The organism is Actinomadura sp. NPDC000600 (assembly GCF_040492135.1).
In the GTDB taxonomy this organism is placed as follows: domain Bacteria; phylum Actinomycetota; class Actinomycetes; order Streptosporangiales; family Streptosporangiaceae; genus Spirillospora.
Genome location: NZ_JBEUPD010000014.1, coordinates 19,470 through 42,744, shown reverse-complemented (window position 1 = coordinate 42,744; position 23,275 = coordinate 19,470). Strand labels below are relative to the sequence as shown.

The window sequence follows — 23,275 nt, the reverse complement described above, 5'->3', positions numbered from 1 at the left end:
TCAGCCCGCGCCGGGCCGCGTCAGCTCCCCGACGCCGACGAGCCCCGCGAACTGCTCGCCGTCGGTCTTGACGCCCCCGTCCAGCCATTCGCGGGGACCGGTGAGCCCCGGGTGCAGCAGGTCGAAGCCGTCGAAGAACTCCAGGATGCGGGCGCGGGGACGGGCGCCGAGCCGCGCGCTGGCGTCCTTGTAGACGCGCTCGGCCTCGGCCATCCGCTCGGGGAAGGCGTCCGACGCCAGGTGCGAGAGGATCAGGCGGCTGCCGGGCGCCAGCGCGTCCCGGTAGCGGGCGACGAGCGCGTGCGGATCTTCGGCGTCGTCCACGAAGTGGAGCACCGACACCAGCAGCAGGGCCACCGGCTCGGAGAAGTCGAGCAGGTCGGCCACGACCGGGTGGCCGAGGACGTCGTCCGGGCGGCGCAGGTCGGCCTCGGCGAACCCCACGTTCCCCGCGTCGGCGAGCAGCGCCCGGCCGTGCGCGCACACGACCGGGTCGTAGTCGACGTAGACGACCCGCGAGTCCGGGCGGGCCGGCGTCGCGGCCTCGTGCACGTTCTCCCGCGTGGGCAGCCCGGACCCGAGGTCGAGGAACTGCCGGATCCCGGCCCCGGCGGCGTCCCGCACCGCGCCGCCGAGGAAGGCGCGGTTGAGCCGGACGCCCCGCACCACCCGCCCCTCGGAGATCTCCACCACGCGCTGGGCGGCCTCCCGGTCGGCGGCGAAGTTGTCCTTGCCGCCGAGCCAGTAGTCGTACATCCGCGCCACGTTGGGCGAGGAGGCGTCGAGACCGGCGGAGGCCCCGCCCGAGAAGTCGGTCACCGGCTCATGATCGGGCAACGGCCCCCGGGCGGCAACACGAACGCCGCATCCGGCCCGGTGACCGCCTGGGAACCCACGTGGTCGTGGCTTTAAGTAGCGATACGTAACGTTCCGTGCATGGGGGAGGAGCAGGGGACCTGGACGGGGCCGGGCGGGTTGCGGGTGACGGCGGTGCGGCTCACCGGCGCGCACCGGGTGTGGGCGGACTTCGCGGGCGTGCGGGGCGCGACCGCGCTGCTGGTGACGCGGGACGGCGTGCCCGTGGGCCGCGGGTACTACCCGTCGGTCGCGGAGCTCGCCGAGGTGGTCGACCTCGCGGAGCTGCGCTCCGGGTGAGCGGGTTGCGCGGACGGCCCCCGCGCGTGTAGTCGGTTACCCGTGGAAGAGCGCAGGTGGGACGTGGCCGTGGTCGGATCGCTCAACGCGGACCTCGTGGTGGGCGTGGAGCGGCGGCCCGCGCCGGGGGAGACGGTGCTCGGGTCCGACCTGGCCACGCATCCGGGCGGCAAGGGCGCGAACCAGGCGGTCGCGGCGGCGCGGCTCGGCGCCCGGACCGCGATCGTCGGCCGGGTCGGCGACGACGGGCACGGCGAACTGCTGCGCGGCGCCCTGGCCGCCGACGGCGTGGACCTCGCGCACCTGGTGACCACGCCGGGCGTCCCGACCGGCGTCGCGCTGATCACGGTCGGGCCGGACGGCGACAACAGCATCGTCGTCTCGCCCGGCGCCAACGCCCGGCTCGGCCCCGCCGACGTCGAGGCGGCCCGCGCGCTGATCGAGAGCGCGCCGGTGGTGTCCTTCCAGATGGAGGTGCCGCCGGCCGCGGTGGAGGCCGCCGCCGGAGTCGCCGCCGGGGCGGGCCGCCGGGTCGTGCTCAACCTCTCGCCGGCCGCGCCCGTCCCGGACGACCTGCTCGCCCTCTGCGACCCCCTCGTCGTCAACGAGCACGAGGCCGCCTTCCTGCTCGGCGGGAACGGCGACCCGGCGCGGATGGCGGCGGCGCTGGTCGAGTCCGGGGCGCGCTCGGCCGCCGTCACGGTCGGCGCCGACGGCGTCGTCGTCGCGGACGGCCGGGGCACGGCCGCCGTCCCGTCCCCGCGGTCGGAGGCGGTCGACACCACCGGCGCCGGGGACGCCTTCACCGCCGCGCTGTGCCTGCGGCTCGCGCGCGGCGACTCCCTGCGGGACGCGGCCCGCCTCGCCACCCGCGCGGGCGCCGCCGCCGTCCGCCGCCGCGGCGCGCAGAGTTCGTTCCCCACGCCGGACGAGCTGCCCGCCCTCTAGCTCAGCGGTCCGTCCGGGCGCGCAGCCGGTACAGCTCGTCGGCGGCGTCGTGGACGTCCGAGCCCAGGTCGAACGCGCTGAGCAGGTACAGGTCGTCGGCGGTCTCGATCTCCAGGATGCGCGTGTGCAGCAGGAGCCGGCGCCGCTCGTCGACCCGGATGGAGACCACCTGGTCCCAGCGGAGGCGGCGGCGCCCGGCGTAGCCGGTCACGACGGTGAGGCCGTCGCCGTCGGCGGCGAGGCGGACGGGGGCGACCAGGTCGCGCAGCGCGAGCGCGTTCAGCCCGATGGCCGCCGCGCCCGCGAGGAACAGGAACTGGGGGTCGTGGGAGTACAGGACGAGCAGCGCCGTGACGGCGGCCGCGGCGGCGCACTTGACCACCACGTGACCTGGCGGTACGCGCCACCGCCGCTCCTGACCCGGCTCCATGCCCGAGACCATAGCCGCACCCGGGGCCTGCCCGCGCATCGGACCGGTCCGATACCGTCGGGGCCATGCGACTCGGTGTGCTGGACGTGGGCTCGAACACGGTGCATCTCCTCGTGGTGGACGCCCATCAGGGCGCGCGCCCCCTCGCCGCGTACTCCCACAAGGCGGAACTCCGGCTCGCCGACCACCTGGACGGCGACCGGCTCTCCGAGGAGGGCGAGACGCTGCTGCGCGACTTCGTCGACGAGGCGCTGCAGGTCGCCGAGGACAAGGGCGTCGAGGACCTGGTCGCGTTCGCCACCTCCGCCGTCCGCGACGCCTCCAACGGCGAGGAGGTGCTGGCGCGGATCCGCGAGGACAAGCGGATCGACATCCGGGCGCTGTCCGGCGAGGAGGAGGCGCGGCTGACGTTCCTCGCCGTCCGCCGCTGGTTCGGCTGGTCCTCGGGGCGGCTGCTGGTGGTGGACATCGGCGGCGGCTCGCTGGAGGTCGCCTCCGGCATCGACGAGGAGCCGGACGTGGCGTTCTCCCTGCCGCTCGGCGCCGGCCGGCTCACCCGCGACCGGTTCACCGCCGACCCGCCGCCCGCCGAGGAGGTCCGCGGCCTGCGCCGGCACGTCCGCACGGAGATCGCGCGCCGGGTCGGGGACGTCGCCCGGTACGGGCCCCCCGACCACGCGGTCGCCACGTCCAAGACGTTCAAGCAGCTCGCCCGGATCGGCGGCGCCGCCCCCACCGGCGACGGGCCCTACCAGCGGCGCGTCCTGTCCGGCGGTGACCTCACCGACTGGACGGACAAGCTCGCCGCGATGCCCTCCGCCGAGCGCGCCGAGCTGCCCGGGGTGTCCGAGCGGCGCGCCGCCCAGCTGCTCGCGGGCGCGATCGTCGCGGACGCCGCGATGGACCTGTTCGAGCTGCGGGAGCTGGAGATCTGCCCGTGGGCGCTGCGCGAGGGCGTCATCCTCCGCCGCCTCGACATGATCACCGGCTGAGCGCCGGCGCTCCGAGCACCGGGCCCGCTCTCACGACCAGTTCGGGTGGCCGATCACCGCGCCCTGGGGCGTGAGGACGCGGTCGGCGGAGCCGTCCGCGCGGACGGCGTGGATCACCGGGTCGGCGACGTCGCCGCGCACGTAGGCGAGCCACCGGCCGTCGGGCGACCACGCCGGGTCCATGTCGCGGTCGGTCCCGGACGTCAGCGCGTGCGCGCCGGATCCGTCGGCGTTCATCACCCAGATGTCGCTCGCGGTGGCCGGGCCCCGCACGTAGGCGATCTTGGAGCCGTCGGGGGACCATTCCGGGTCGACGGCGCGCTCGCCGTCGCGGGTGAGCCGCGTCCAGGCGCCGCCGGGGCGATCGGCGTCCATCGTGTAGAGCTGCTCCACGTCGCTGTCGCGCTTGCTCCAGAACACGAGCTTGCCCTTGGCCGACCACATCGGGTCGTCCTTGACCGAGTCGTCGGTGGTCAGCTGGGTGGCCGGGCCGCCGCCCAGCGGGAGGGAGAAGATCTGCCGGACGCCGTCCTTCACGCCCATGTAGGCCAGGCGGGTGCCGTCGGGCGACCACGCGACGCGGGTGCCGCGCACGATGCCGGTCACCTTCCGGGCGCCGGACCCGTCGGCGTTCATCGTCCACGCGTCGGCGCTCCGGTCGTCCATCCTGGTGAACGCGACGCGCCTGCCGTCCGGTGACCGCTCGGGGAGGATGTCGCAGCTCGGCCCGCGGACCAGCGTCTTCGCGGACGGGTCGCCGGGCCTGTAGACGCCGATGTCGGCGTTGCAGGTCTTCGGCCACCCGGGCGCCGTGTCGATCCGGACGAACATCGGCGAGGTCGGGAGGGCCGCCGCGGCGGCCCCCGCGTTCCGCGCGCCGCCGGACGGCCGGCCGACGAGGTAGACGGCGCCCGCGATCCCGGCGACCAGCAGCCCCGCAGCGGCCGACGCGGCGAGCACGGTGCGCCGGGACGCTCCCCGGCGCGCGACCGGATGCTCCGGCAGCTCCCGCATGGTGGGCGGGTCGGTGCGGCGCTCGTACACGGGCTCGGTGCGCGGCTCCGGCTCCGGCCGCCGGGCCGGGACGTCCTGGAACGTGGCCCCCGGCCCGCCCGGGAACGGCGCACTCGGTCCTCCGGCGGCCGGGGTCGGCGGTCCGGCGGGCGAGGCCACCGGTCCGGCGGGAGGCGGGGACGTCCACGCCTCGCCCAGCTCGGTCGTCACGGCGGCCTCGCCGGACCCGCCGACCAGCGCCAGCAGCAGGTCGCGGGCGGTCGGCCGCTGCGCGGGGTCCTTGCGCAGCGCCGCGCGGACGAGCCCGGACAGCGACGGCGGCAGGTCGCCGACCTCGGGGTCGGCGTGCACGGCGCGGGCCGCCATGATCTGGAACGAGCCCTGCCCGAACGGGTTGCGCCCGCTGGCGGCGTACGCCACCAGGCAGCCCCAGGCGAACACGTCCACGGCCGGGGTGACCTCCTGCGTGGTGATCTGCTCGGGCGCGATCCAGCCGGGCGTGCCGACGACCTGCCCGGTCCGGGTGTGGGAGGAGGCCATGTCCAGCGCGCGGGCGATGCCGAAGTCGATCACCCGCGGGCCGGAGATGGACAGCAGTACGTTGCTGGGCTTGAGGTCGCGGTGCACGAGGCCGGCGCTGTGGATGGCGACGAGCGCGGCGGCGACCCCGACCGCGACGCCGTGCAGCATCCCCGGCGAGAGCGCGCCCTTCGCGCTGACGTGCTGGAGCAGCGAGGGCCCGTCGATGTACTCGGTGACCATGTAGGCCAGGCCGAGGTCCTCGCCGTGCTCCAGGACCTGCGCCGTGCAGAACGACGCGACGCGCTGCGCGTTGGCGGCCTCGTCGTGGAAGCGCGCGAGGAACGTCCGGTCGCCCGCCAGCTCGGCCCGGACGACCTTGACCGCCACCGCGCGGCCGTCGGGATCGCGGCCGAGGTAGACGGCGCCCATGCCGCCCTCGCCGATCTTGGCCTCGATCCGGTACCGGCCGATCCGGGTGGGGTCGTCCGGGCGCAGCTCACCCAGGGTGGTCGCGTCCATGGAGTCTCACCTTCCGCCCCCATGGAGCCACGTCTTGGCGACCGCCCCACGGCGGCACGCGGCCCCAACGCCTCCATACGATGTCAGAGGACGCGGTGAGGTTCTAGCGCGGGCGCCCCGATCTCGTTTCAGTGGAAGTTGCGGGCCCGGACCCGGCCGGGCACCGGGAGCCGCCGCAACCGCGTCGCGCGCACGTTGGCGACCCCGTCGGCGCGCTCCAGACGGCCGCTGACCAGCAGCGCCTGCGAGTCGACCGCGAGGCCGCGGAACCGCTGGAACACCTGCGGCGGGCACACCACGTTGATGATGCCGGTCTCGTCCTCCAGTGTCATGAACACGATGCCGCCGGCCGTCGGCGGGCGCTGCCGGTGGGTGACGAGCCCCGCGACGACGACGTTGGTCTCGCCGGGCGTCTCGGCGAGGCGCGCCGACGACAGGGCGCCGAGCTCGTCCAGCGCGTCCCGGACGTGCGCGACCGGATGGGTGTGGGAGACGCCGGTCGCCCACAGGTCGGCGAGGGTCTCCTCGATCGGCGTCATCGCCGGCAGGGCGGGGGCCGCCGCGCCCGGCGTGACGCCTTCCAGCCGTCCGGGCCCGGAGCCCGCCAGCGCGCCCGCCGCCCAGAGCGCCTCGCGCCGCGACAGGCCGAACCGGTCGAACGCGCCCGCGGTGGCGAGCGCCTCCAGCGCGCCCGCCGACAGCGGCACGCGGCGGGCGAGGTCCTCCATGTCCGTGTAGGGGCGGCCCGCCGCGATGGCCTCGGCGGTGTCGTCCCCGAGGTTGCGGATGCCCGCCAGCCCCAGCCGGATCGCGGGCTGCGGCGCGGCGGGCGCGTGGGGATGGCCGGAGTCGACCTCGACGGGCTCCTCCAGGGCCGGGTGGACGCCGCTGGCGTTGACGTCCACGCCCCGGACGACGACGCCGTGCCGCCTGGCGTCGGCCAGGAGGCTCTGCGGGCTGTAGAACCCCATCGGCTGGTTGCGCACGAGGGCGGCGGTGAAGGCGGCGGGGTGGTGGCGCTTCAGCCAGGCGCTCGCGTACACCAGATGGGCGAAGCTCTGCGCGTGCGACTCGGGGAACCCGAACCCGGTGAAGCCGAGGATCTTCTCGTACACGCTCTCCGCGACGGGGGCCGGGATGCCGCGCTCGGCCATCCCGTCCAGCAGCCGCCGCTTCAGCCGCTCGACGCGCTCGGGTGCGCGCTTGGCGCCCATCGCCTGCCTGAGCTGGTCGGACTCGGCCGGGGTGAAGCCCGCGCAGTCGACGGCGAGCTGCATCATCTGCTCCTGGAACAGCGGGACGCCGAGCGTCCGGGACAGGGCCGGCTCCATCAGCGGGTGCGGGCACTCGGCGGGTTCCAGGCCCTTGCGCCGCCGCAGGTAGGGGTGCACGGACCCGCCCTGGATCGGCCCCGGCCTGATCAGCGCGACCTCCACGACCAGGTCGTAGAACTCGCGGGGCTTGAGGCGGGGCAGCGTCGCCATCTGCGCCCGCGACTCGACCTGGAACACCCCGACCGTGTCGGCGTCGCACAGCATGTCGTAGACCTCGGGGTCGTCCGGCGGGATCGACTGGAGGTCGTAGCGGCGCCCGTGGTGCTCGGCCACCAGGTCGAAGCAGTCGTGCAGCGCCGCGAGCATCCCGAGGCCGAGCAGGTCGAACTTGACCAGGCCCGCCGCCGCGCAGTCGTCCTTGTCCCACTGCAGGACGCTGCGGCCCGGCATCGTCGCCCACTCGATCGGGCAGATCTCCCCGACGGGCCGGTCTGCGATGACCATGCCGCCGGAGTGGATGCCGAGGTGGCGGGGGAGTTTCAGCATCCGCTCGGCGAGGTCCATCACCGGCGCCGGGATGTCGGTCTCGGACCCGACCGGATCGCGGGGGTCGATGCTCTTCGACCACGCGTCCTGCTGGCCGGGGGAGAAGCCGAGCGCGCGGGCCGCGTCCCGGACGGCCATGCGCGGGCGGTAGCTGATGACGTTCGCGACCTGCGCGGTGCACTCGCGCCCGTACTTGCCGTAGACGTACTGGATGGCCTCCTCGCGGCGCCGGTGCTCGATGTCGAGGTCGATGTCGGGCGGGCCGTCGCGGCCGGGCGACAGGAACCGCTCGAACAGCAGGCCGTGCCGGACGGCGTCGACCCCGGTGATGCCGAGCGCGTAGCAGACCGCCGAGTTGGCCGCCGACCCCCGCCCCTGGCACAGGATGCCCCTGCTCCGGCAGAACTCGACGATGTCGTGCACGATCAGGAAGTAGCCGGGGAAGCGGAGCTGCTCGATGACGTCCAGCTCCCGGGCGATCTGCTCGTACGCGCCGGTGACCCGCTCCCGCTCGGGCGGCCCGTACCGCTTGAGCGCGCCCTCCTTCACCAGGCGCCGCAGCCAGCTCGCCTCGTCGTGCCCGTCGGGGACGGGCCAGTCGGGCAGCCGGGGCGCGACCACGTCGAAGTCGAACCGGCACTCCTCGGCCAGCGCGACCGTCCGCTCCCGGACGCCGGGGAAGCGCGCCAGCCGCCGCGCCATCTCCGCGCCGCTCCGCAGGTGCGCGGTGCCGCTCGCCGGAAGCCAGCCGACCATGTCGTCCAGGCCGCGGCGGGCCCGGACGGCGGCCATCGCCTGCGCCAGCCGCGCGTCGGCGCCGGGCGCGGCGAAGTGCACGTTGTTGGACGCCACCACGTCCACCCCGGTCCGGCGCGCCAGCGCGAACAGGGCGTCGTTGCGCAGGTCGTCGTCGGGCTGGTCGTGGTCGATCAGCTCGACGAACACGTTCTCGCGGCCGAACATGCCGACCAGCCCGCGCAGCTCCCGCTCCGCCGCGTCCGGCCCGCCCGCCTCCAGCGCCGCCGGGACCGGGCCCTTCCGGCAGCCGGTGAGGACGGCCCAGTGGCCGTCGTGCGCACCGGCCAGCGCGTCGACGTCGTAGACGGGACGGCCTTTCTGCCCGCCCGCGAGCTGCGCGGACGTGATCGCCGAGCAGAGCCGCGCGTAGCCGGGGGCGCCCCGGGCGAGGACCAGCAGGTGCCGGCCCGCCGGGTCGGGTTCGCCGGTGCGGGGCCCCGTCAGGCCGAGGCCCAGCTCCGCGCCGAACACGGTGCCGATCCCGGCCTCGGCCGCGGCCTGCGCGAACTGCACCGCCCCGTACATGCCGTCGTGATCGGTGACCGCCATCGCCCGCACGCCGAGCCGCGCCGCCTCGGCGACGAGCGCGCCGGGGTCGCTCGCCCCGTCCAGGAAGCTGAACGAGGAGTGGACGTGCAGTTCCGCCCACGGCACCTCCCCCTCGGCGCGGCGGGGGACGCCGGCCGGCTCCGGCGGCGGCTCGGGCGCCCGCTCGCCGGGCCGCCACGACAGCCGCCCCTCGAACTCCTTCCAGGAGATCGGCGGGTTGTGCCATCCCATCAGCCGGAGCGCCCCTCGATCACAGATGGCTCGGTCATGGACGCCTCAGTCATAGACGGCCTCGACGTGCCAGCGCCCGCCCTCGACGGCGAGCAGGTAGGCGGCGCCGTCGTCGGTGGTGACCTGGAACCGGGCGCGGCGGCGCGCGGCGGCCGGGTCCCACCAGCGCTCGTCCGCGGGCCACGGGCCCGTCCAGCCGGTCACGGCGGCGGGGCGCCCGCGCACGGACAGCGTCGCGGGCGGCGCGGACACCTCGCACCGCGCCGACACCACGACCGCCGCGCCGGACGCGTCGGCCAGCTCGGCGGGCGCCGGGGTGACGGGGACGACCGCCGGCGCGGGCCCGGACACGCTCCCGGGCCACGGCCCCTCCGGCGCTGCGGCGGGCGGCAGGTCGCCGACCGGGACGCGGACCACCCGCTCGCCCGGCCCGCGCCCGCCCACCAGCACGGGCCGCGCGATGCCGTGGTGGCCGAGGAGCGCCTGGATCCGGTCGGCGGCCCGCGCGATCCGGTCGGTGACGGTGGTGCGCCCCCAGAGGCCCTCCTGCCGCCCGAGGTCGGGGACGAGCTGGTCGGGCGCCAGCTCGACCCACGTCACGCCGCCCCAGACTGCCTCGCCGCTCCCGTCCTGCCCGGCCGGCCGGTGGGCCGACAGCTGCCAGCGGACCCGCTCGGCCACGGCCAGCGCCGACAGCCCGTCGTGCCGCCACAGCCGCCGCAGGACGTGCCCGTCGGCGAACCCGACCGCGGCCTCCAGCCGGACGCACGCCAGCCCGGCCGCGGCGAGGCCCTCGTGCAGCTCGCCCGCGAGCCGCTTCGCCGCGAACACGACCCGCTCCGCCTGCTCGGCGGGCGGGTCGAAGCCGGCGCGCACCGACAGGTCGGCCGCGGCGCGGACCGGCGCGAGCGGGCGCGGCTCCTCGCCCCGCGCCAGCCGGTGCGCGAGCGCACCGTCGGCCCCGAACCGGCCGGCGACGTGCCCGGACGGCAGCGCCGCGAAGTCGCCGAGGGTCTTGATCCCGAGGCGCCGCAGCAGGTCGGCCAGCTCCGGCCGGTCGAGCACCGACAGCGGGTACGGCGCGAGGAACGCCGCCGCGCCGCCCTCGGGCACCACGATGCCGCCCTGGCCCGCGCGCGCCGCCAGCTCGGCCGCGAACAGGCCGTCCGCGACGCCCGTCCCGCAGTCGTGCCCGGCCTCGACGACGGTGTCCTGCACGAGGACGCGCAGCGCCTCCTCGCCCCCGTAGAACCGGGCCGGGCCGCGCGCCGGGATCGCGCACAGCCCCGGCCGCACCACCTCCACGCGCGGCGTCAGCTCCGCGACCGCCTCCGCGACCGCCTCGAACCGGCGCCCCTCCGCGTCGGGGTCGCGCTCGCGCACCACCAGCCCGGGGCACCGCCGCTGGGCGTCCCGCAGCCGCTGCCCGCGCCGCACGCCCTCGGCCCGCGCCGCCGCCGAGCAGGCCGCGACCTGCCCCCGCACGACCACGGCCCCCGGCGTCGCCGCGTCGATCCCGACCGCGGTGACCGGCCAGTCCGGGCACCACGCCACGAGGACCCTGGTCACGCGATCCCCTCCTCGACCGCCGCCCGCACGAACGGCGGGGCGCCGGCCGGCCGCGGATGCACGGGCGCGCCCGCGGCCACGGAGCCGGGGACCAGCTCCAGCGGCGGCCGTGCCGTCTCGACCGGCCGGACGGTGCCGTCGGGCGCGGGGAGCCAGAGACTCGCGCGGCGGCCGGCGCCGGGGGCGTCCCGGCCCTCGGCGACCACCTGGACGCGGCGGCCGGTGAGCCGGCCGTGCCCCTCGGCCAGGCCCTCCCAGGCGGGGTCCTCCACGCGGAGGCGGAGCCGGGTGCCGGGCCAGTCGCGGGCGAACGCCCCGGTCAGCGTGAGGACGCAGCCGTGCTTGCGGGCCAGCGCCGACAGCCGGCGGACCGCGGCGGCGCCGGGCCGCTCCGGCGGGCACAGCAGGACCAGGTCGACGGCCTCGGCCAGCGCGGCGACCACGTCCGGCCAGCGGTCGCCGGGCTCGTCGACGAGCAGGAGCCGCTCGGGCGCGGCGCCCATGCCCGCCGCGGCCGCCACGCCGAAGCCGGGGAGGCCGACGACGCCGCACCAGCCGCCGGCGCCGTCCTCGCCGCCGTGCCGGGACACGCCCGCGACGAGCGCGAGGCCGAGGGAGGCGGCGCCGGGGCCGTCGAGCCCGACGGCCGAGCCGGGACGCAGCCCGCCGCCGGGGACCACGGTCCGCAGCGCGGGCAGGACCGGCACGGTCGCGTGCGGCGCCGTCCCCGCTCTGGCGCCCTCCAGCGCCGTCGCGAGATCCCGCAGGGCCGCCTCCGGCACGCTCGTTCCTCCTCTCGAACCCTCCCGGATCAATTTCGAACACGAGTTCGACCTCTGTCAAGTTGTCGCAGGTCACGCGGGGGAGCCGGGCGGGCCCGAAAGCCTGGTGGGGCAGGGCCTCCCGGCATTTCGGACATGATGGAGGCATGACGAACGACGTGCCGACCCTCGAATGGACGGGCGACGCCCTGCGGCTGCTCGACCAGACCGTCCTGCCCGGCCGGGTCGAGTTCCGCACGGTCCGCGACGTCGACGCGCTCGTGGACGCCATCAGGCGGCTGGTGGTGCGGGGCGCCCCCGCGCTCGGCGTGGCGGGCGCGTTCGGCGTCGCCGTCGCCGTGGCGCAGGCCGCGCGCGAGGGCTGGGACGACGCCCGGCGCGACGCCGCGATCGCCCGCGTCCGGGAGGCGCGCCCGACGGCGGTGAACCTGGCCGCCGGCGTCGACCGGGTGCTGCCGTTCGTGGCGCGGGGCGCCGGCGCGGTGGCGGCCGAGGCCCAGGCCCTGCTCGACGAGGACGTGCGCGGCAACCGGGCCATCGGGGCGCACGGCGCCGACTGGATCCTCGCGCGGGCGGGGGACCGGGCCCTGCGCGTCCTGACGCACTGCAACGCCGGGGCGCTCGCCACCGCCGGCTGGGGGACGGCCCTCGGCGTCGTCCGGGAACTGCACGACCGGGGACGCGTCGAGCTCGTCTACGCGGACGAGACCCGCCCCCTCCTGCAGGGCGCGCGGCTCACCGCGTGGGAGCTCGACCAGGCCGGCATCCCGTGCGTCGTGCAGGCGGACGGGGCCGCGCCGAGCACGATCCTGCGCGGCCTGGTGGACGTCGCGGTCATCGGCGCCGACCGGATCGCCGCCAACGGCGACACCGCCAACAAGATCGGCTCGGTCGGCGTGGCGCTGGCCTGCCGGGAGGCCGGGGTACCCCTGGTGGTCGCCGCGCCGTGGAGCACGGTCGACCTCGCGCTCCCCGACGGGACCGGCGTGCCGATCGAGGAGCGCGAGGCCGAGGAGATCCTGGCCTGGGGCGGCGCGCGGACCGCCCCGGAGCGGGTGGGCGCGTTCAACCCCGCGTTCGACGTCACGCCCGCCCGCCTGGTGACCGCGCTGGTCACCGAGACGGGCGTGCTGGAGGTCTCCGCGGGCGCCACACCCGCTCAGCGGGCGGCCGCGACCGCCCCCGGGGTCACTCCTCGGGCGTGAGGGTGCGGGTGGCGGCGCGCAGGCTCTCGAACAGGCGCTCCTCCTGCGCCCTGGCGGCACGGACGTCGCGGTCGGCGAACAGGGCGTCGTGCAGCCCGGGAAGCCGCTGCGTCGCGTAGCCGGTGTCGATCCCCGGCGCGTAGATCTGGTGCCGGTACCAGGGGCGGCCCGGCAGCCCGGCCCGCGTCAGCAGATCCCGCTCGGTCCGCATGATCTTGTCGTTGAGGCGCCGGAACGCGGCCGTGTCGCCCCGGCGCAGCGCCTCGTCCGCGCGCGCCTGCAGCGCCTCCGCCGCGCGCTGCCAGGCCCTGGCCTGCGCGATGTCGCGCGAGACGTCCACGACGACCGACCCGAGCCGCTTGCGCTGCTCGGCGGTGAAGCCGGCCAGGTATCCGGCGGTCTCCGCCGCGTACGGGCGGTACCGCATCGCGATCACGTCGGCGTCGGCGAGCCGCAGCGTCGCGATCCCGGCCAGCCGCGACATCGCCGCGTGGTACTCCCACGACGGGTCGCCGAAGTGCGCCGTCCAGTAGAAGTCGTCGCAGGAGCAGTGGTAGTTCCCGGGCGAGCCCGGCGACGCGGACCCGAGGTCCATGGCGGGCACTCCATACCGCTGGAAGAACGGCTGGAAGTCAGAGCCGCCGCCGATGCGGTCGATCGGGGTCTCGCCGCCGTTCTGCGCCTTCCACGCCTCGTGCAGCGTCCCGTTCGTGCCGGGCCACCGCACCTCCTTGGAGGCGTCCACCACCGACCGGTCGAGGGCGGGCGTCGCCGCCGCACCGAACCGCGACCCTCCGGCGCCGTCCATGTTCACATAGGCGACGGTGTCGCGGAGCAGGCCCGCGCGCTGCTCTGCGTACTCGGTGGAGCCGAACACCCCGTACTCCTCGCCGTCCCACGTGGCGAGGACGACGGTGCGCTTGGGACGCCACCCCTTCTTGAGCAGCGTCCCCAGGGCACGCCCAACCTGGAGCACGTTCTCCACGCCGGACAGGTTGTCGCTGCTCCCGTACGCCCACGAGTCGTGGTGCGCGCCGAGCATGACCTCCTGATCGGGACGCTCGCTACCGGGGATCCGCACGATGACGTCCCACAACGGCCGCACCTGGAAGGTGTTCTTCAGGTCCAGGTGCGCCCGCGTCCCGCCCGGTCCGAACCGGTAGGAGAACGGAAGGCCGCCCTGCCACTCCTTCGGGACCTCCTTGCCCTTCAGCGCCCGCAGCAGCGGTTCGGCCGCGCCGTAGGAGATGGGCGCCGTCGGGATGAGGCCCTTGAGCATCGGGGACTCCGAGGGCGGGATGCGGCGCGCGCCCTTCACCGACGGCCAGCCGGGCGTCTGCGGGTCCCCGGCCGCGAGCTGGATCTGCGCGACGCTGCCGCGCTGGATGCCGTCGGGGGCGCGCCACGGCCCCTCCGGGTACACCGGGCCCCGCGTGAACCCGTCGTCGGCGGGGTCGGAGTAGATGAGCACGCCCTTCGCGCCGCGCCTGGCGGCCTCGCGCGGCTTGATGCCGCGGAACACCGCCCCGTACCGGGCGAGGACGATCTTCCCCTTGACCGAGACGCCGTTCTTCGCGAGCAGCTCGAAGTCCTCGGGGCGGCCGTAGTTGGCGTAGACGACCTCGCCCCGCACGTCCCCGGACGGCGACATGCCGTTGTGGGCGGGGACGACCTCGTCGTAGTGCTTCTGCCAGGGGCGCGGCCTCTCCTTGACCGGCAGCGCCAGGCGCCGCGGCGCGGTCATCTCGACCTTCACGCGCTTCGGCATGGACAGGTAGGCGTAGTACGTCCTGACCTCGGGTTTCAGGCCGTACGACCGGAGGCGGGCGACGATGCGGTCGACGCGGCGCCGGTCACCGGTCGTGGTGGCCAGCGCGGGCTCGGCCGCCAGCTCGGCGTCCAGCGCGCGGGCCTCACGCGCCGACGGGACGGCCGACAGCAGCCGCTCGTACCGGCGCTGCCATTGGGCGCTCTGCGCGGTGAAACCCGCGATCGCGTCGTTCCCAGCGGGGGGCGAGGCCGCGGCCGGGGCCGCGGCCGCGAGCGCCACGACGAGGGACAGGGCCGAGACAAGAGACGGAGCGGGGCCGCCGACCGCGGCCAGTGCCCGGGTTCGGGAGCGAAACACCGGCGATACCTCCCAGTACGCGTTGTATGGGTGTTTGTGCGGGTGCGCCCGGAACGTATGTCGCGATCAGTGGAAGATCCAGAACGTCTGCCGGATCCGGCCATCCCCCCGGGCCGATCGGTCATCATGGTTGTCGTGCCGACCTCCCCGAACCCACCCGCCACGCCGCGTCCGGCGGAGCTGGAGGCGGTGCTGGAGCGGATCACCTACGCGAACGAGGACACCGGGTACACCGTCGCGCGCGTCGCGACCGCCAAGAGCGGGCCCGACCTGCTCACCGTCGTGGGCGCGCTGCTCGGCGCGCAGGTGGGGGAGAGCCTGCGCCTGGTCGGGCGCTGGCGTTCCCATCCCAAGTACGGCAAGCAGTTCGAGGTCGACTCCTACACGACCGTCCTGCCGGCGACGATCCAGGGCATCCGCCGCTACCTCGGCTCCGGGATGATCAAGGGCATCGGCCCGGTGATGGCCGACCGGATGGTCTCGCACTTCGGCACCGACATCCTGCGCGTCATCGAGGAGGAGCCGGAGCGCCTCGTCGAGGTCCAGGGCCTCGGCCCCAAGCGCACCAAGCGGATCGGGGACGCCTGGCAGGAGCAGAAGGCCATCAAGGAGGTCATGGTCTTCCTCCAGGGCGTCGGCGTCTCCACCTCCCTCGCCGTCCGCATCTACAAGCAGTACGGGGACGCCTCGATCGACACCGTCCGCAAGCGGCCCTACCAGCTCGCGTCGGACGTGTGGGGGATCGGGTTCAAGACCGCCGACACGATCGCGCAGGCCGTCGGCATCCCCCACGACAGCCCCGAGCGGATCAAGGCGGGCCTGCAGTACACGCTGTCGGAGGCCGCCGACGACGGGCACTGCTTCCTGCCCGAGCCCAACCTCGTCACGGCGGCCGAGAAGATCCTCGGCGTCGGGCGGGAGCTGGTCGTCCCGGCGCTGGAGGAGCTGGCGCGCGAGGAGGGCGTCGTCCGGGAGCCGATCCCCGGGGAGGGGGAGGACGCCGCGACGATCCCAGCCGTGTACCTCGTCCCGTTCCACCGCGCCGAACGCTCCCTGGCCCGCGGCCTGCTGGAGCTGCTCGACGCCCCGGCCGACCGCCTCAAGGCGTTCGCCGACGTCGACTGGGACAAGGCGCTCCCGTGGCTCAGGCAGCGCACCGGCCAGGCGCTCGCCCCCGAGCAGGAGGACGCCGTCAAGCTGGCGCTCACCTCCAAGCTCGCGGTGCTGACCGGCGGCCCCGGCTGCGGCAAGAGCTTCACCGTCCGCTCGGTGGTGGAGCTGGCCGCCGCCAAGCACGCCAAGATCGTCCTGGTGGCGCCGACGGGCCGGGCGGCCAAGCGGCTCGCGGAGCTGACCGGGCACGAGGCCGCGACCGTGCACCGGCTGCTCCAGCTCCAGCCGGGCGGCGACCCCAAGTACGACCAGGACAACCCCCTCGACGCCGACCTCGTCGTCGTCGACGAGTGCTCCATGGTCGACCTGATCCTGGCCAACAAGCTGGTGAAGGCCATCCCGCGCGGCGCGCACCTGCTGCTCGTCGGGGACGTCGACCAGCTCCCGTCCGTCGGCGCGGGCGAGGTGCTGGCCGACCTGCTCGGCGCCGAGGCCGTCCCGCGCGTCCGGCTCACCAGGATCTTCCGGCAGGCGCAGCAGTCGGGCATCGTCGTCAACGCGCACCGCGTCAACTCCGGCGACCACCCCCACACCCGCGGCTACCCCGACTTCTTCCTGTTCCCCTGCGAGGAGCAGGACGAGGCCGCCGAGCTGACGGTGGACGTCGTCGCGAACCGCATCCCGCGCAGGTTCGGCCTCGACCCGCGCCGCGACGTCCAGGTCCTCACCCCGATGCACCGGGGCGCCGCCGGGGCCGGCACGCTGAACTCACTGCTCCAGGAGAAGCTGACCCCGCACGACGAGGCCCGCCCCGAACGCCGCTACGGCGGCCGGGTCTTCCGCGTCGGCGACAAGGTCACCCAGCTGCGCAACAACTACGACAAGGGCGAGGCCGGCGTCTTCAACGGCACCGTCGGCGTCGTGTCGTCCGTCTCCCTGGAGGACCAGTCCCTGACCGTGGTGACCGACGAGGACGAGAGCGTCGACTACGCCTTCGACGAGCTGGACGAGCTCGCCCACGCGTACGCGATCACGATCCACCGGTCCCAGGGCAGCGAGTACCCGGCCGTCGTCATCCCGCTCACCACCGGCGCGTGGATGATGCTGCGCCGCAACCTCCTCTACACCGGCATCACCCGGGCCAAGAAGCTCGTGGTCCTCGTCGGGTCGCGCCGCGCCCTGGCCGCCGCCGTCCGCACCGCCGGCGCCGGCCGCCGCCACACCGCCCTGGCCCACCGCCTGGGTCAGCGGTAGCGGGCCAGTTCCCAGGGGTCGTGGGCGCAGAACACCTCGACCTCGCCGCCGTGCGCCAGCTCCCGCAGCCGCGCCACGTTCGCGAGCCGCAGCTCCCGGTCGACCTCGCCGCTCATCTGGACGAGCTCCATCAGCGGATGCACGACCGGCTCTGGGCGGTCGACCTCCCCGTGGTACATGTACGCGTCGCCCGCGTGCAGCAGCCAGCGGTCGCCGTCGCGGACGGCCACGCCGGCATGCCCCGGCGTGTGGCCGCCGAGCGGGACCAGCAGGATGTCGTCGGGCACGCCCTCCAGCGACCGGACGCCCTCGAAGCCGTGCCAGGTCCCGCCTCCGCCGCCGTCGTAGGCGACCCACTTCGGGCCGTGGGCGAGCTGCGCCGGGGTCTTGCCGCCGTCCGCCAGCTCCGCCTCGAACAGGTGCACCGCCGCGTCCGGGAAGTCGCTGAGCCCGCCCGCGTGGTCGCGGTGCAGGTGCGTCGGGACGACGTGCCGGACGTCGGCGGCCGAGTACCCGAGCCCTTCGATCTGCCGGACGGCCGTCGCGGACGGATCGAGCGTCGGCCCCGCCATCTCCACCCAGTCGTCCAGCAGCCGCTCGGACGGCCGCTCGATGTCGCCGAGCCCGATCCCGGCGTCCACGAGCACGAGCCCGGCCGAGTCGGTCTCCACCAGCAGCACATGGCCCGTGGCCCGCGCCGGCCGCATCGGGCTCTCCGGCCCGTCGGCCGGTTCGATCTCCCGCATGGGAGCGCAGTCGAGATGGTGAACGCGCATTGATGCTCCTTAGACCAGGTCGCCGAGCCGGCGGGTGACCTCGTGGATGACGGACACGTCGCGCCGGACGCGGGCGAGCATGACGGCGCCCTGCACCGACGACAGGACGAGCTCCGCCAGCGGATCGGCGCGCTCCTCCGGCACGCCCCATCCGCGCAGGGCCGCCGCGATGCCCCGCTGCCATTCGGCGTAGACGGCGTCGCAGGCGGCTCGGATGGCCTCGCTCTCGGCGGCCGTCTCCAGCGCCACCGTCGCGACCGGGCACCCCTTGGTGAAGCCGGACTCCAGCAGGGCGCGCGCGAAGTGGTCGCCGAGGGCGGCCAGCCCGGCGCGCCCGTCCGGCGCCGCGACGAGGGCCTCGGCGAGCGCCTCGCCCACCGCGCGGCCGGACCGCGCCACCGACTCGGCCGCGAGCTGCTCCTTGCCGTCCGGGAAGTGGAAGTACAGCGAGCCCTTGGGCGCCCCGCTCTCCGCGAGGACCTGGTTGAGCCCGGTGCCGTGGTAGCCCTGCCGCTGGAACAGCTCCGCCGCCGTCCGCAGGACGCGCTCGCGCGTCTCGCCCCGAGGTGTCATGACCCCAAAATAGACCGACTGGTCTATAGATTACAAGTCGGCGCCGGGACGGATCCGCGAGCGGATCGGGCGACCCGAAATGTTTCGAGCTCCTGCCTCAGGCGCCGCGGAACTGCATGCGCAGGTAGGCGTCGAAGGCGCCGGCGCCGAGCAGGCGGCGGGTGTGGATCAGAGCCCTGGCGGCGGGGGTGACCACGTACCGGGAGCGGGGCCGGGCCGCGGTGACGGCGCGTTCGATCACCTTGGCGACCGACTCGGGCGGAGCGGACAGGGCGGCGTTGCGGTAGGAGGCCGCCATCTGGCGGTCCGCGGCGGCGTTGAGAGCGGCGTAGGGGCCGGCGGACCCGGCGGAGCCCGCGAGGGTGTGGGCGGCGGTCTCGCCGAAGGAGGTGCGGATCAGGCCGGGTTCGATCAGGCTGACCTTGATCCCGAACGGGGCGACCTCGAAGCGCAGCGCATCGGTGAGGGCTTCGACGGCGTACTTGCTCGCGTGGTAGTACCCGCCCGCGGGGAAGACGATCCGCCCGCCCATTGAGCCGACGTTGACGATCCGTCCTCGTCCGGCGGTCCGCATGCCGGGCAGGACGAGCTGGGTCATGCGGGCGAGGCCGAAGACGTTGGTCTCGAACTGGCGGCGCACGCCGCCGAGGTCGGTCTCCTCGATGGTGCCGTACTCGCCGTAGCCGGCGTTGTTGACCAGGGCGCCGACCGCCCCGTGCTCGGCCTCGACCGCGCGGACCGCCGCGTGCATGGACTCGTCGTCGGTCACGTCGAGCGCGAGGACGCGGGCGCCGGTCTCGGCGAGGCCGGCGATCGCCTCGGGGCGGCGGGCGGTGGCGTAGACGGTCAGCTCGGCACGGGCGGCCAGCCGCTCGGCGGTGGCCCGGCCGATGCCGGAGGAGGTCCCTGTGATCAGGACTGCGGTCGTCATGGCTGCTCCGAGGTGAGAGGTCGCTGCTGGGTCAGGCCCGCCACGAGCAGCGCCACGGCATGGCGCAGCCGTCGGGTCGGGGCCTCGGGGTCGGTGAGGTCGGCCTCCAGGCCGCGCGTCAGGGCGAGGAGGAGTTCGGCGAATTCGGCGGCGTCCGCGTCCGGGGCGCCGGTGCGGACGGTGGCGGCGAGCAGGTCGCGCATGGCGGTGTCGTAGGACTCGATCAGGTCGGCGGACAGGCGGGCGTCCTCGCCCAGCAGTTCGGCGGCGTGCGCGGGGCTGTCCTGCCACAGGCGCAGTGCCAAGCCGAGCTTGGCCTCCAGCGCCGCGGTGAGCCGCGCCGCGAGCCCTTCGCCGGACTCCGCGCCGAGCCGGGCCTCGGTCAGGGCCCGCTCCAGTAGCCGCTCGGCCAGGCGGCGGAAGGCGTCCTGCTTGTTGCTCACGTGCTGGTACACCGCCGCGCGCGACATGTCCGCCTCGCGGGCGATGTCGTCCATCGTGGTGCGCCGGACTCCATGCCGGGTGAAGCACGTGTACGCGGCGTCCAGGATGGGTTCGATCCTCGCGTCTGTCACCCTGACATTCTATGCACAAAATGTCAGAGTGACATGCATGGGCGCGAGGGACTGGCCGACGGCGGTGGGGAACTGTCCGGACGGAACGGCGGAGCGCGCTTGAGCGCGGTCAGCCCGCTTCGGGCGGCGGGGCGGTGCTCTTGCGGACGACCAGGCTGGTCGACAGCTCCATGCGGGTGGCGACGGGCTCGTCCGCGCGGACGCTCAGGATGATCTGGGCGGCGGACTCCGCCATCTGCCGCAGCGGCTGGTGGACGGTGGTGAGCGCCGGGCTGGCCCAGGGCGCCACCGCGACGTCGTCGTAGCCCACCACGGAGAGGTCGTCCGGGACCCGCAGCCCGTGCACCCGCGCGGCCTCCAGCACGCCGAGCGCCTGCAGGTCGCTGCCCGCGAAGATCGCGGTCGGCCGGTCGGGCCGGGCGAGCAGCTCCGCGGCCCTCTCGAACCCGCCCTGGACGTGGAAGTCGCCGTAGGCGACGAGGGACGGGTCGACCTCCAGACCCGCCATGCCCATCGCCGACCGGAACCCGTCGAGGCGTGCGACCGAGCACAGCATGTCGGCCGGCCCGGTGATGATCGCGATCCGCCGGTGCCCCAGGTCGATGAGGTGCCGGGTCGCGGCGAGGCCGCCGGACCAGTTGGCCGAGCCGACCGAGGGGACGTCGGGGTCGGGGTCGCCGGCCGGGTCGATGATGACGAACGGGATCGACCGGGACCGCAGCCGCTTCTTGTCCTGCGGCGCGAGGCTGGAGAAGGTCAGCACGACGCCGAGCGGGCGGCGCCGCAGCACCCCGCCGATCCACTCGGGGCCGGGGGAGTGGCGGGTGCCGCTCTCGGTCAGCACCAGGCTCGCGCCGTTCGCCTTCGCGACGCTCTCCACGCCCCGGATCAGCTCCATGGTCCACAGGCTCTCGATCTCGTGCAGCACGAGCTCGATCAGCGGCGCGTCCGTCGCCATCCGGGAGCCCCGCTGGTAGCCGTGCTGCTCCAGCAGCCGCTCCACCCGCAGCCGCGTCCCGCGCGCCACGTCCTCGCGGCCGTTGAGGACTTTCGAAACCGTCGAGATGGAGACGCCGGCCTGGTCCGCGACCTGGGCCAGGGTCACCCGGCCCGCCCCCTCGTCCTGCTCCATGCCGGCAAGCATAGGGATTTCGCCCGACGCCCCGAAACTTGCCGTCAGCGGAGCGCGGCCCGCAGCGCCTCCATCGCCGCGGCGATCCGCTCGCGCGGCTCCGCGGTGCGGACCAGCCCGTCCTCGCCCACGTCGGGCCGGGTCACCGGGATCCGCGCGCACGCGGCCTCGACGATCTCGGCGCCCGCGTAGCCGAGCACCTTGCGCAGCGAGGCGTGCGCGTCGCCGCCGCCCGTCGGAGCCGACGGGGAGGCCACGTTCAGCCAGGCGGCGGGCTTGCCGTAGACCTCGCCGCCGCCGATCGTCCAGTCGAGCAGGTTCTTGAACGAGCCGGGCAGCGCGCCCGCGTACTCGGGGGTGCAGATCAGCAGCGCGTCCGCGGCACCGATCGCCGCGCGCAGGCCCGCGACGGCCGGGTGCAGCGGCTCGCGGTCGTCGTCGGGGTTGAAGTGCGGCAGGTCGCCCATGCCGGGGTAGAGGGTCGCCTCGGTCCCGGGCGGCGCCACGGCCTGCGCGGTGCGCAGCGCCGCCTCGTTCGTGGACCCCTTGCGCAGGCTTCCGCACAGCATCAGCACGTTCGTCACGATCACCAGGTTACGGTCAGTCCTCGACGGTCAGGCGGTCGAGGCGCAGCCCGGCGAAGGCGTCGGCGGTGACGCCGCGGACGCGTTCGGACCAGACCATGTGGTCGTGGTGCGCCCACAGCGGCATCGCGGGCATGTCGCGCAGCATCGCGCTCTCGGCCAGGCGCGCCGGGATCACGCCCTCCTCGGGGGTGGCCGCCCGCTCGGCCTCGGCGACGAGATCGGCCGTGTACTCGTCGTCGAACCCGGTCCCGGCGTCCAGGAGCGGCGTCAGCGCGGCGACGGGTGCGGGGTAGGCGGCGGTCGTGTGGACGGCGAAGGGGCCGTCCACGTCATGGGAGTCCAGGGCCTTGCGCAGGTCGGCGACGGGGTGGGGGCGCGCGTCGAGCTTCAGTTCCTTGCGGAGCTGGTCCGCGACCGCCTTCACCCAGGCGTCGTCGCCCCGGCCCGCCTCGTACCAGAGGTTCAGCGGGCCCTTCAGCCCGCCCGCGTCGGCCAGCGCGGCGACCGCCGCCTTGGAGTCGTGGACGCACAGCCGGCACTGCCCCTCGCGGCGGCCGGGGCGGATGCCCGGGGCGACGAGCGAGTCGGCGGGGGAGTACTGGTGGCCGAGCGGCCCCTCCGTGACGGCGGAGCGGTCGATCGCCATCGACAGCGCCGACCGGACCGTGGGGGACGACAGCCGCTCCGCCCAGGCCGGGAACGCCAGGTAGGCGGCGTCGCGGCCGGGGACGGCGAGGTGCCGGTCGCCGAAGTCGGCCTCCATCGTCTCGTGCCGGTCCGCCGGCACCGTCGTGGCGACGTCCAGGTCGCCGGAGCCGGCCGCGGTGTACTGGCGCTTCGCCTCCGGCATCGCCTTGACGACCACGGACCGCCCGTCGCCCGAGCGCCGGCTCAGGACGATCTCCCGCGCGCTCCGCGACCGGAGCCGGAACGGCCCGTTGCCGACCGGGGCGCGGCCGTAGGCCGCCCAGTCGCGCGACGCCAGGACGCTCTCCGGGACCGGGAAGAACGCGGGGTCGCCGAGAAGGGCGGGGAAGCCGTTGAGGGGGCGGTCCAGCGTCACCTCGAAGGTCCGCTCGTCCTTCACCTTCAGGCCCGCGACCCCGTCCTCGCCCGCTCGGGCGCCCTTGATGTGCGCGACCTCGGTGAACAGCCGCGACCCGGCCCAGCCCTCGCGCAGCACGGCCGTCCAGGCGCCGGTGAACGAGCGGGACGTGACGGGCGAGCCGTCCTGGAACGTCGCTCCGGGGCGGAGCCGGACCGTCCAGACGCGCCGGTCCGGGCTGGTGACCGACTCGGCGGCGGCGTTCACGGGCGCGCCCGTCTTCGGGTCGTATGCGACCAGGCCCGTCCACACCGCGTTCGCGATCATCCGGCCGGAGGCGTCGCGGACGTCGCCGGGCAGCAGCGTCGCGGGGGCCGGGGCGCCGACCGAGATCCGCGGATCGGCGGGTTCGCTCCACGCCTTCAGGGCCGCGACGGGCGCCACCAGCACCGCCACGGCCCCGGCGACCAGGGCGGCGGTGCGGGCTGAGCTCTTCAAGGGCCACTCCCGGGAGCTGGGCGGGCGCCGCCGGGCCGGGACGGCTCCGAGGGCCGGGGCGGCCCCCAGGGGAGGCTAGACCACGATGTCAGGTCCCACCAGTCCTTACGGTGCTGAGTCCATTTCGTG

Annotated in this window: 19 protein-coding genes; 5 read left to right on the top strand and 14 right to left on the bottom strand. The window is 75.4% G+C overall.

Annotated features, from left to right (window positions below; all coding sequences use genetic code 11):
* Positions 1 to 819, bottom strand: coding sequence for an SAM-dependent methyltransferase (locus ABWI07_RS21125; RefSeq protein WP_200842337.1), 819 nt, complete (start codon positions 817 to 819; stop codon positions 1 to 3).
* Positions 820 to 936: 117 nt separating this feature from the next.
* Here ABWI07_RS21125 and ABWI07_RS21120 point away from each other — a divergent pair, with 117 nt between their 5' ends.
* On the top strand, positions 937 to 1,155 hold the full coding sequence (locus tag ABWI07_RS21120) for a hypothetical protein (RefSeq protein ID WP_149263828.1): 219 nt from the start codon (positions 937 to 939) through the stop codon (positions 1,153 to 1,155).
* A gap of 42 nt (positions 1,156 to 1,197) precedes the next feature.
* Entirely contained in the window at positions 1,198 to 2,103 is a 906-nt protein-coding gene (locus tag ABWI07_RS21115; protein ID WP_149263829.1) for a ribokinase, read from the top strand.
* A gap of 1 nt (position 2,104) precedes the next feature.
* Here ABWI07_RS21115 and ABWI07_RS21110 read toward each other — a convergent pair whose 3' ends face one another.
* A complete protein-coding gene (locus tag ABWI07_RS21110) occupies positions 2,105 to 2,533 on the bottom strand; it encodes a PH domain-containing protein (RefSeq protein ID WP_149263830.1) in 429 nt (142 codons plus the stop codon).
* Positions 2,534 to 2,598: 65 nt separating this feature from the next.
* On the opposite strand from ABWI07_RS21110, the gene ABWI07_RS21105 reads away from it, so the two are divergent.
* Positions 2,599 to 3,525, top strand: coding sequence for a Ppx/GppA family phosphatase (locus ABWI07_RS21105; RefSeq protein WP_149263831.1), 927 nt, complete (start codon positions 2,599 to 2,601; stop codon positions 3,523 to 3,525).
* Between the two features lie 30 nt (positions 3,526 to 3,555).
* On the opposite strand, the gene ABWI07_RS21100 is transcribed toward ABWI07_RS21105, so the two are convergent.
* From ABWI07_RS21100 to imuA', 4 genes are all read right to left on the bottom strand, one after another.
* Positions 3,556 to 5,580, bottom strand: coding sequence for a protein kinase domain-containing protein (locus tag ABWI07_RS21100; RefSeq protein ID WP_353819566.1), 2,025 nt, complete (start codon positions 5,578 to 5,580; stop codon positions 3,556 to 3,558).
* A 128-nt stretch (positions 5,581 to 5,708) separates the two neighbouring features.
* Entirely contained in the window at positions 5,709 to 8,978 is a 3,270-nt protein-coding gene (locus ABWI07_RS21095) for an error-prone DNA polymerase (RefSeq protein ID WP_353819565.1), read from the bottom strand.
* A 45-nt stretch (positions 8,979 to 9,023) separates the two neighbouring features.
* Entirely contained in the window at positions 9,024 to 10,547 is a 1,524-nt protein-coding gene (locus ABWI07_RS21090) for a DNA polymerase Y family protein (RefSeq protein WP_353819564.1), read from the bottom strand.
* The gene (imuA', locus tag ABWI07_RS21085) at positions 10,544 to 11,329 is read right to left on the bottom strand and encodes a DnaE2-dependent mutagenesis accessory factor ImuA' (RefSeq protein WP_353819563.1); all 786 of its coding nucleotides are present in this window, start codon (positions 11,327 to 11,329) and stop codon (positions 10,544 to 10,546) included. The genes ABWI07_RS21090 and imuA' overlap by 4 nt, the downstream gene beginning before the upstream one ends.
* Before the next feature lie 146 nt (positions 11,330 to 11,475).
* On the opposite strand from imuA', the gene mtnA reads away from it, so the two are divergent.
* Positions 11,476 to 12,534, top strand: a complete 1,059-nt coding sequence (gene mtnA / locus ABWI07_RS21080) for an S-methyl-5-thioribose-1-phosphate isomerase (protein ID WP_149263835.1) — start codon at positions 11,476 to 11,478, stop codon at positions 12,532 to 12,534.
* On the opposite strand, the gene ABWI07_RS21075 is transcribed toward mtnA, so the two are convergent.
* Positions 12,518 to 14,662 carry a M28 family peptidase gene (locus tag ABWI07_RS21075; RefSeq protein WP_353819562.1) on the bottom strand — a complete coding sequence of 715 codons (2,145 nt, stop codon included), beginning with the start codon at positions 14,660 to 14,662 and terminating at the stop codon, positions 12,518 to 12,520. The two genes, mtnA and ABWI07_RS21075, sit on opposite strands and share 17 nt — an antisense overlap.
* Positions 14,663 to 14,797: 135 nt before the next feature.
* Between ABWI07_RS21075 and recD2 the strand changes: the two genes are divergently transcribed.
* The gene (recD2, locus tag ABWI07_RS21070; RefSeq protein WP_502912841.1) at positions 14,798 to 17,029 is read left to right on the top strand and encodes an SF1B family DNA helicase RecD2; all 2,232 of its coding nucleotides are present in this window, start codon (positions 14,798 to 14,800) and stop codon (positions 17,027 to 17,029) included.
* Here the strand turns inward: recD2 and ABWI07_RS21065 are convergent.
* From ABWI07_RS21065 to ABWI07_RS21035, 7 genes are all read right to left on the bottom strand, one after another.
* A complete protein-coding gene (locus ABWI07_RS21065) occupies positions 17,020 to 17,805 on the bottom strand; it encodes an MBL fold metallo-hydrolase (protein WP_353819560.1) in 786 nt (261 codons plus the stop codon). The genes recD2 and ABWI07_RS21065 overlap by 10 nt on opposite strands.
* A 9-nt stretch (positions 17,806 to 17,814) precedes the next feature.
* Complete coding sequence (locus ABWI07_RS21060) at positions 17,815 to 18,378, bottom strand: TetR/AcrR family transcriptional regulator (RefSeq protein WP_149263840.1); 564 nt, start codon at positions 18,376 to 18,378, stop codon at positions 17,815 to 17,817.
* Between the two features lie 97 nt (positions 18,379 to 18,475).
* Positions 18,476 to 19,309: an oxidoreductase gene (locus ABWI07_RS21055; protein ID WP_353819559.1), complete on the bottom strand. Its 834-nt coding sequence runs from the start codon at positions 19,307 to 19,309 to the stop codon at positions 18,476 to 18,478.
* The gene (locus tag ABWI07_RS21050; RefSeq protein WP_149263842.1) at positions 19,306 to 19,884 is read right to left on the bottom strand and encodes a TetR/AcrR family transcriptional regulator; all 579 of its coding nucleotides are present in this window, start codon (positions 19,882 to 19,884) and stop codon (positions 19,306 to 19,308) included. The genes ABWI07_RS21055 and ABWI07_RS21050 overlap by 4 nt, the downstream gene beginning before the upstream one ends.
* Before the next feature lie 109 nt (positions 19,885 to 19,993).
* Complete coding sequence (locus tag ABWI07_RS21045) at positions 19,994 to 21,016, bottom strand: LacI family DNA-binding transcriptional regulator (RefSeq protein ID WP_149263843.1); 1,023 nt, start codon at positions 21,014 to 21,016, stop codon at positions 19,994 to 19,996.
* A gap of 44 nt (positions 21,017 to 21,060) precedes the next feature.
* Positions 21,061 to 21,600: an NADPH-dependent FMN reductase gene (locus tag ABWI07_RS21040; RefSeq protein ID WP_235037331.1), complete on the bottom strand. Its 540-nt coding sequence runs from the start codon at positions 21,598 to 21,600 to the stop codon at positions 21,061 to 21,063.
* A 16-nt stretch (positions 21,601 to 21,616) separates the two neighbouring features.
* A complete protein-coding gene (locus ABWI07_RS21035; RefSeq protein ID WP_353819558.1) occupies positions 21,617 to 23,146 on the bottom strand; it encodes a peptide ABC transporter substrate-binding protein in 1,530 nt (509 codons plus the stop codon).
* Positions 23,147 to 23,275 lie beyond the last annotated feature (129 nt).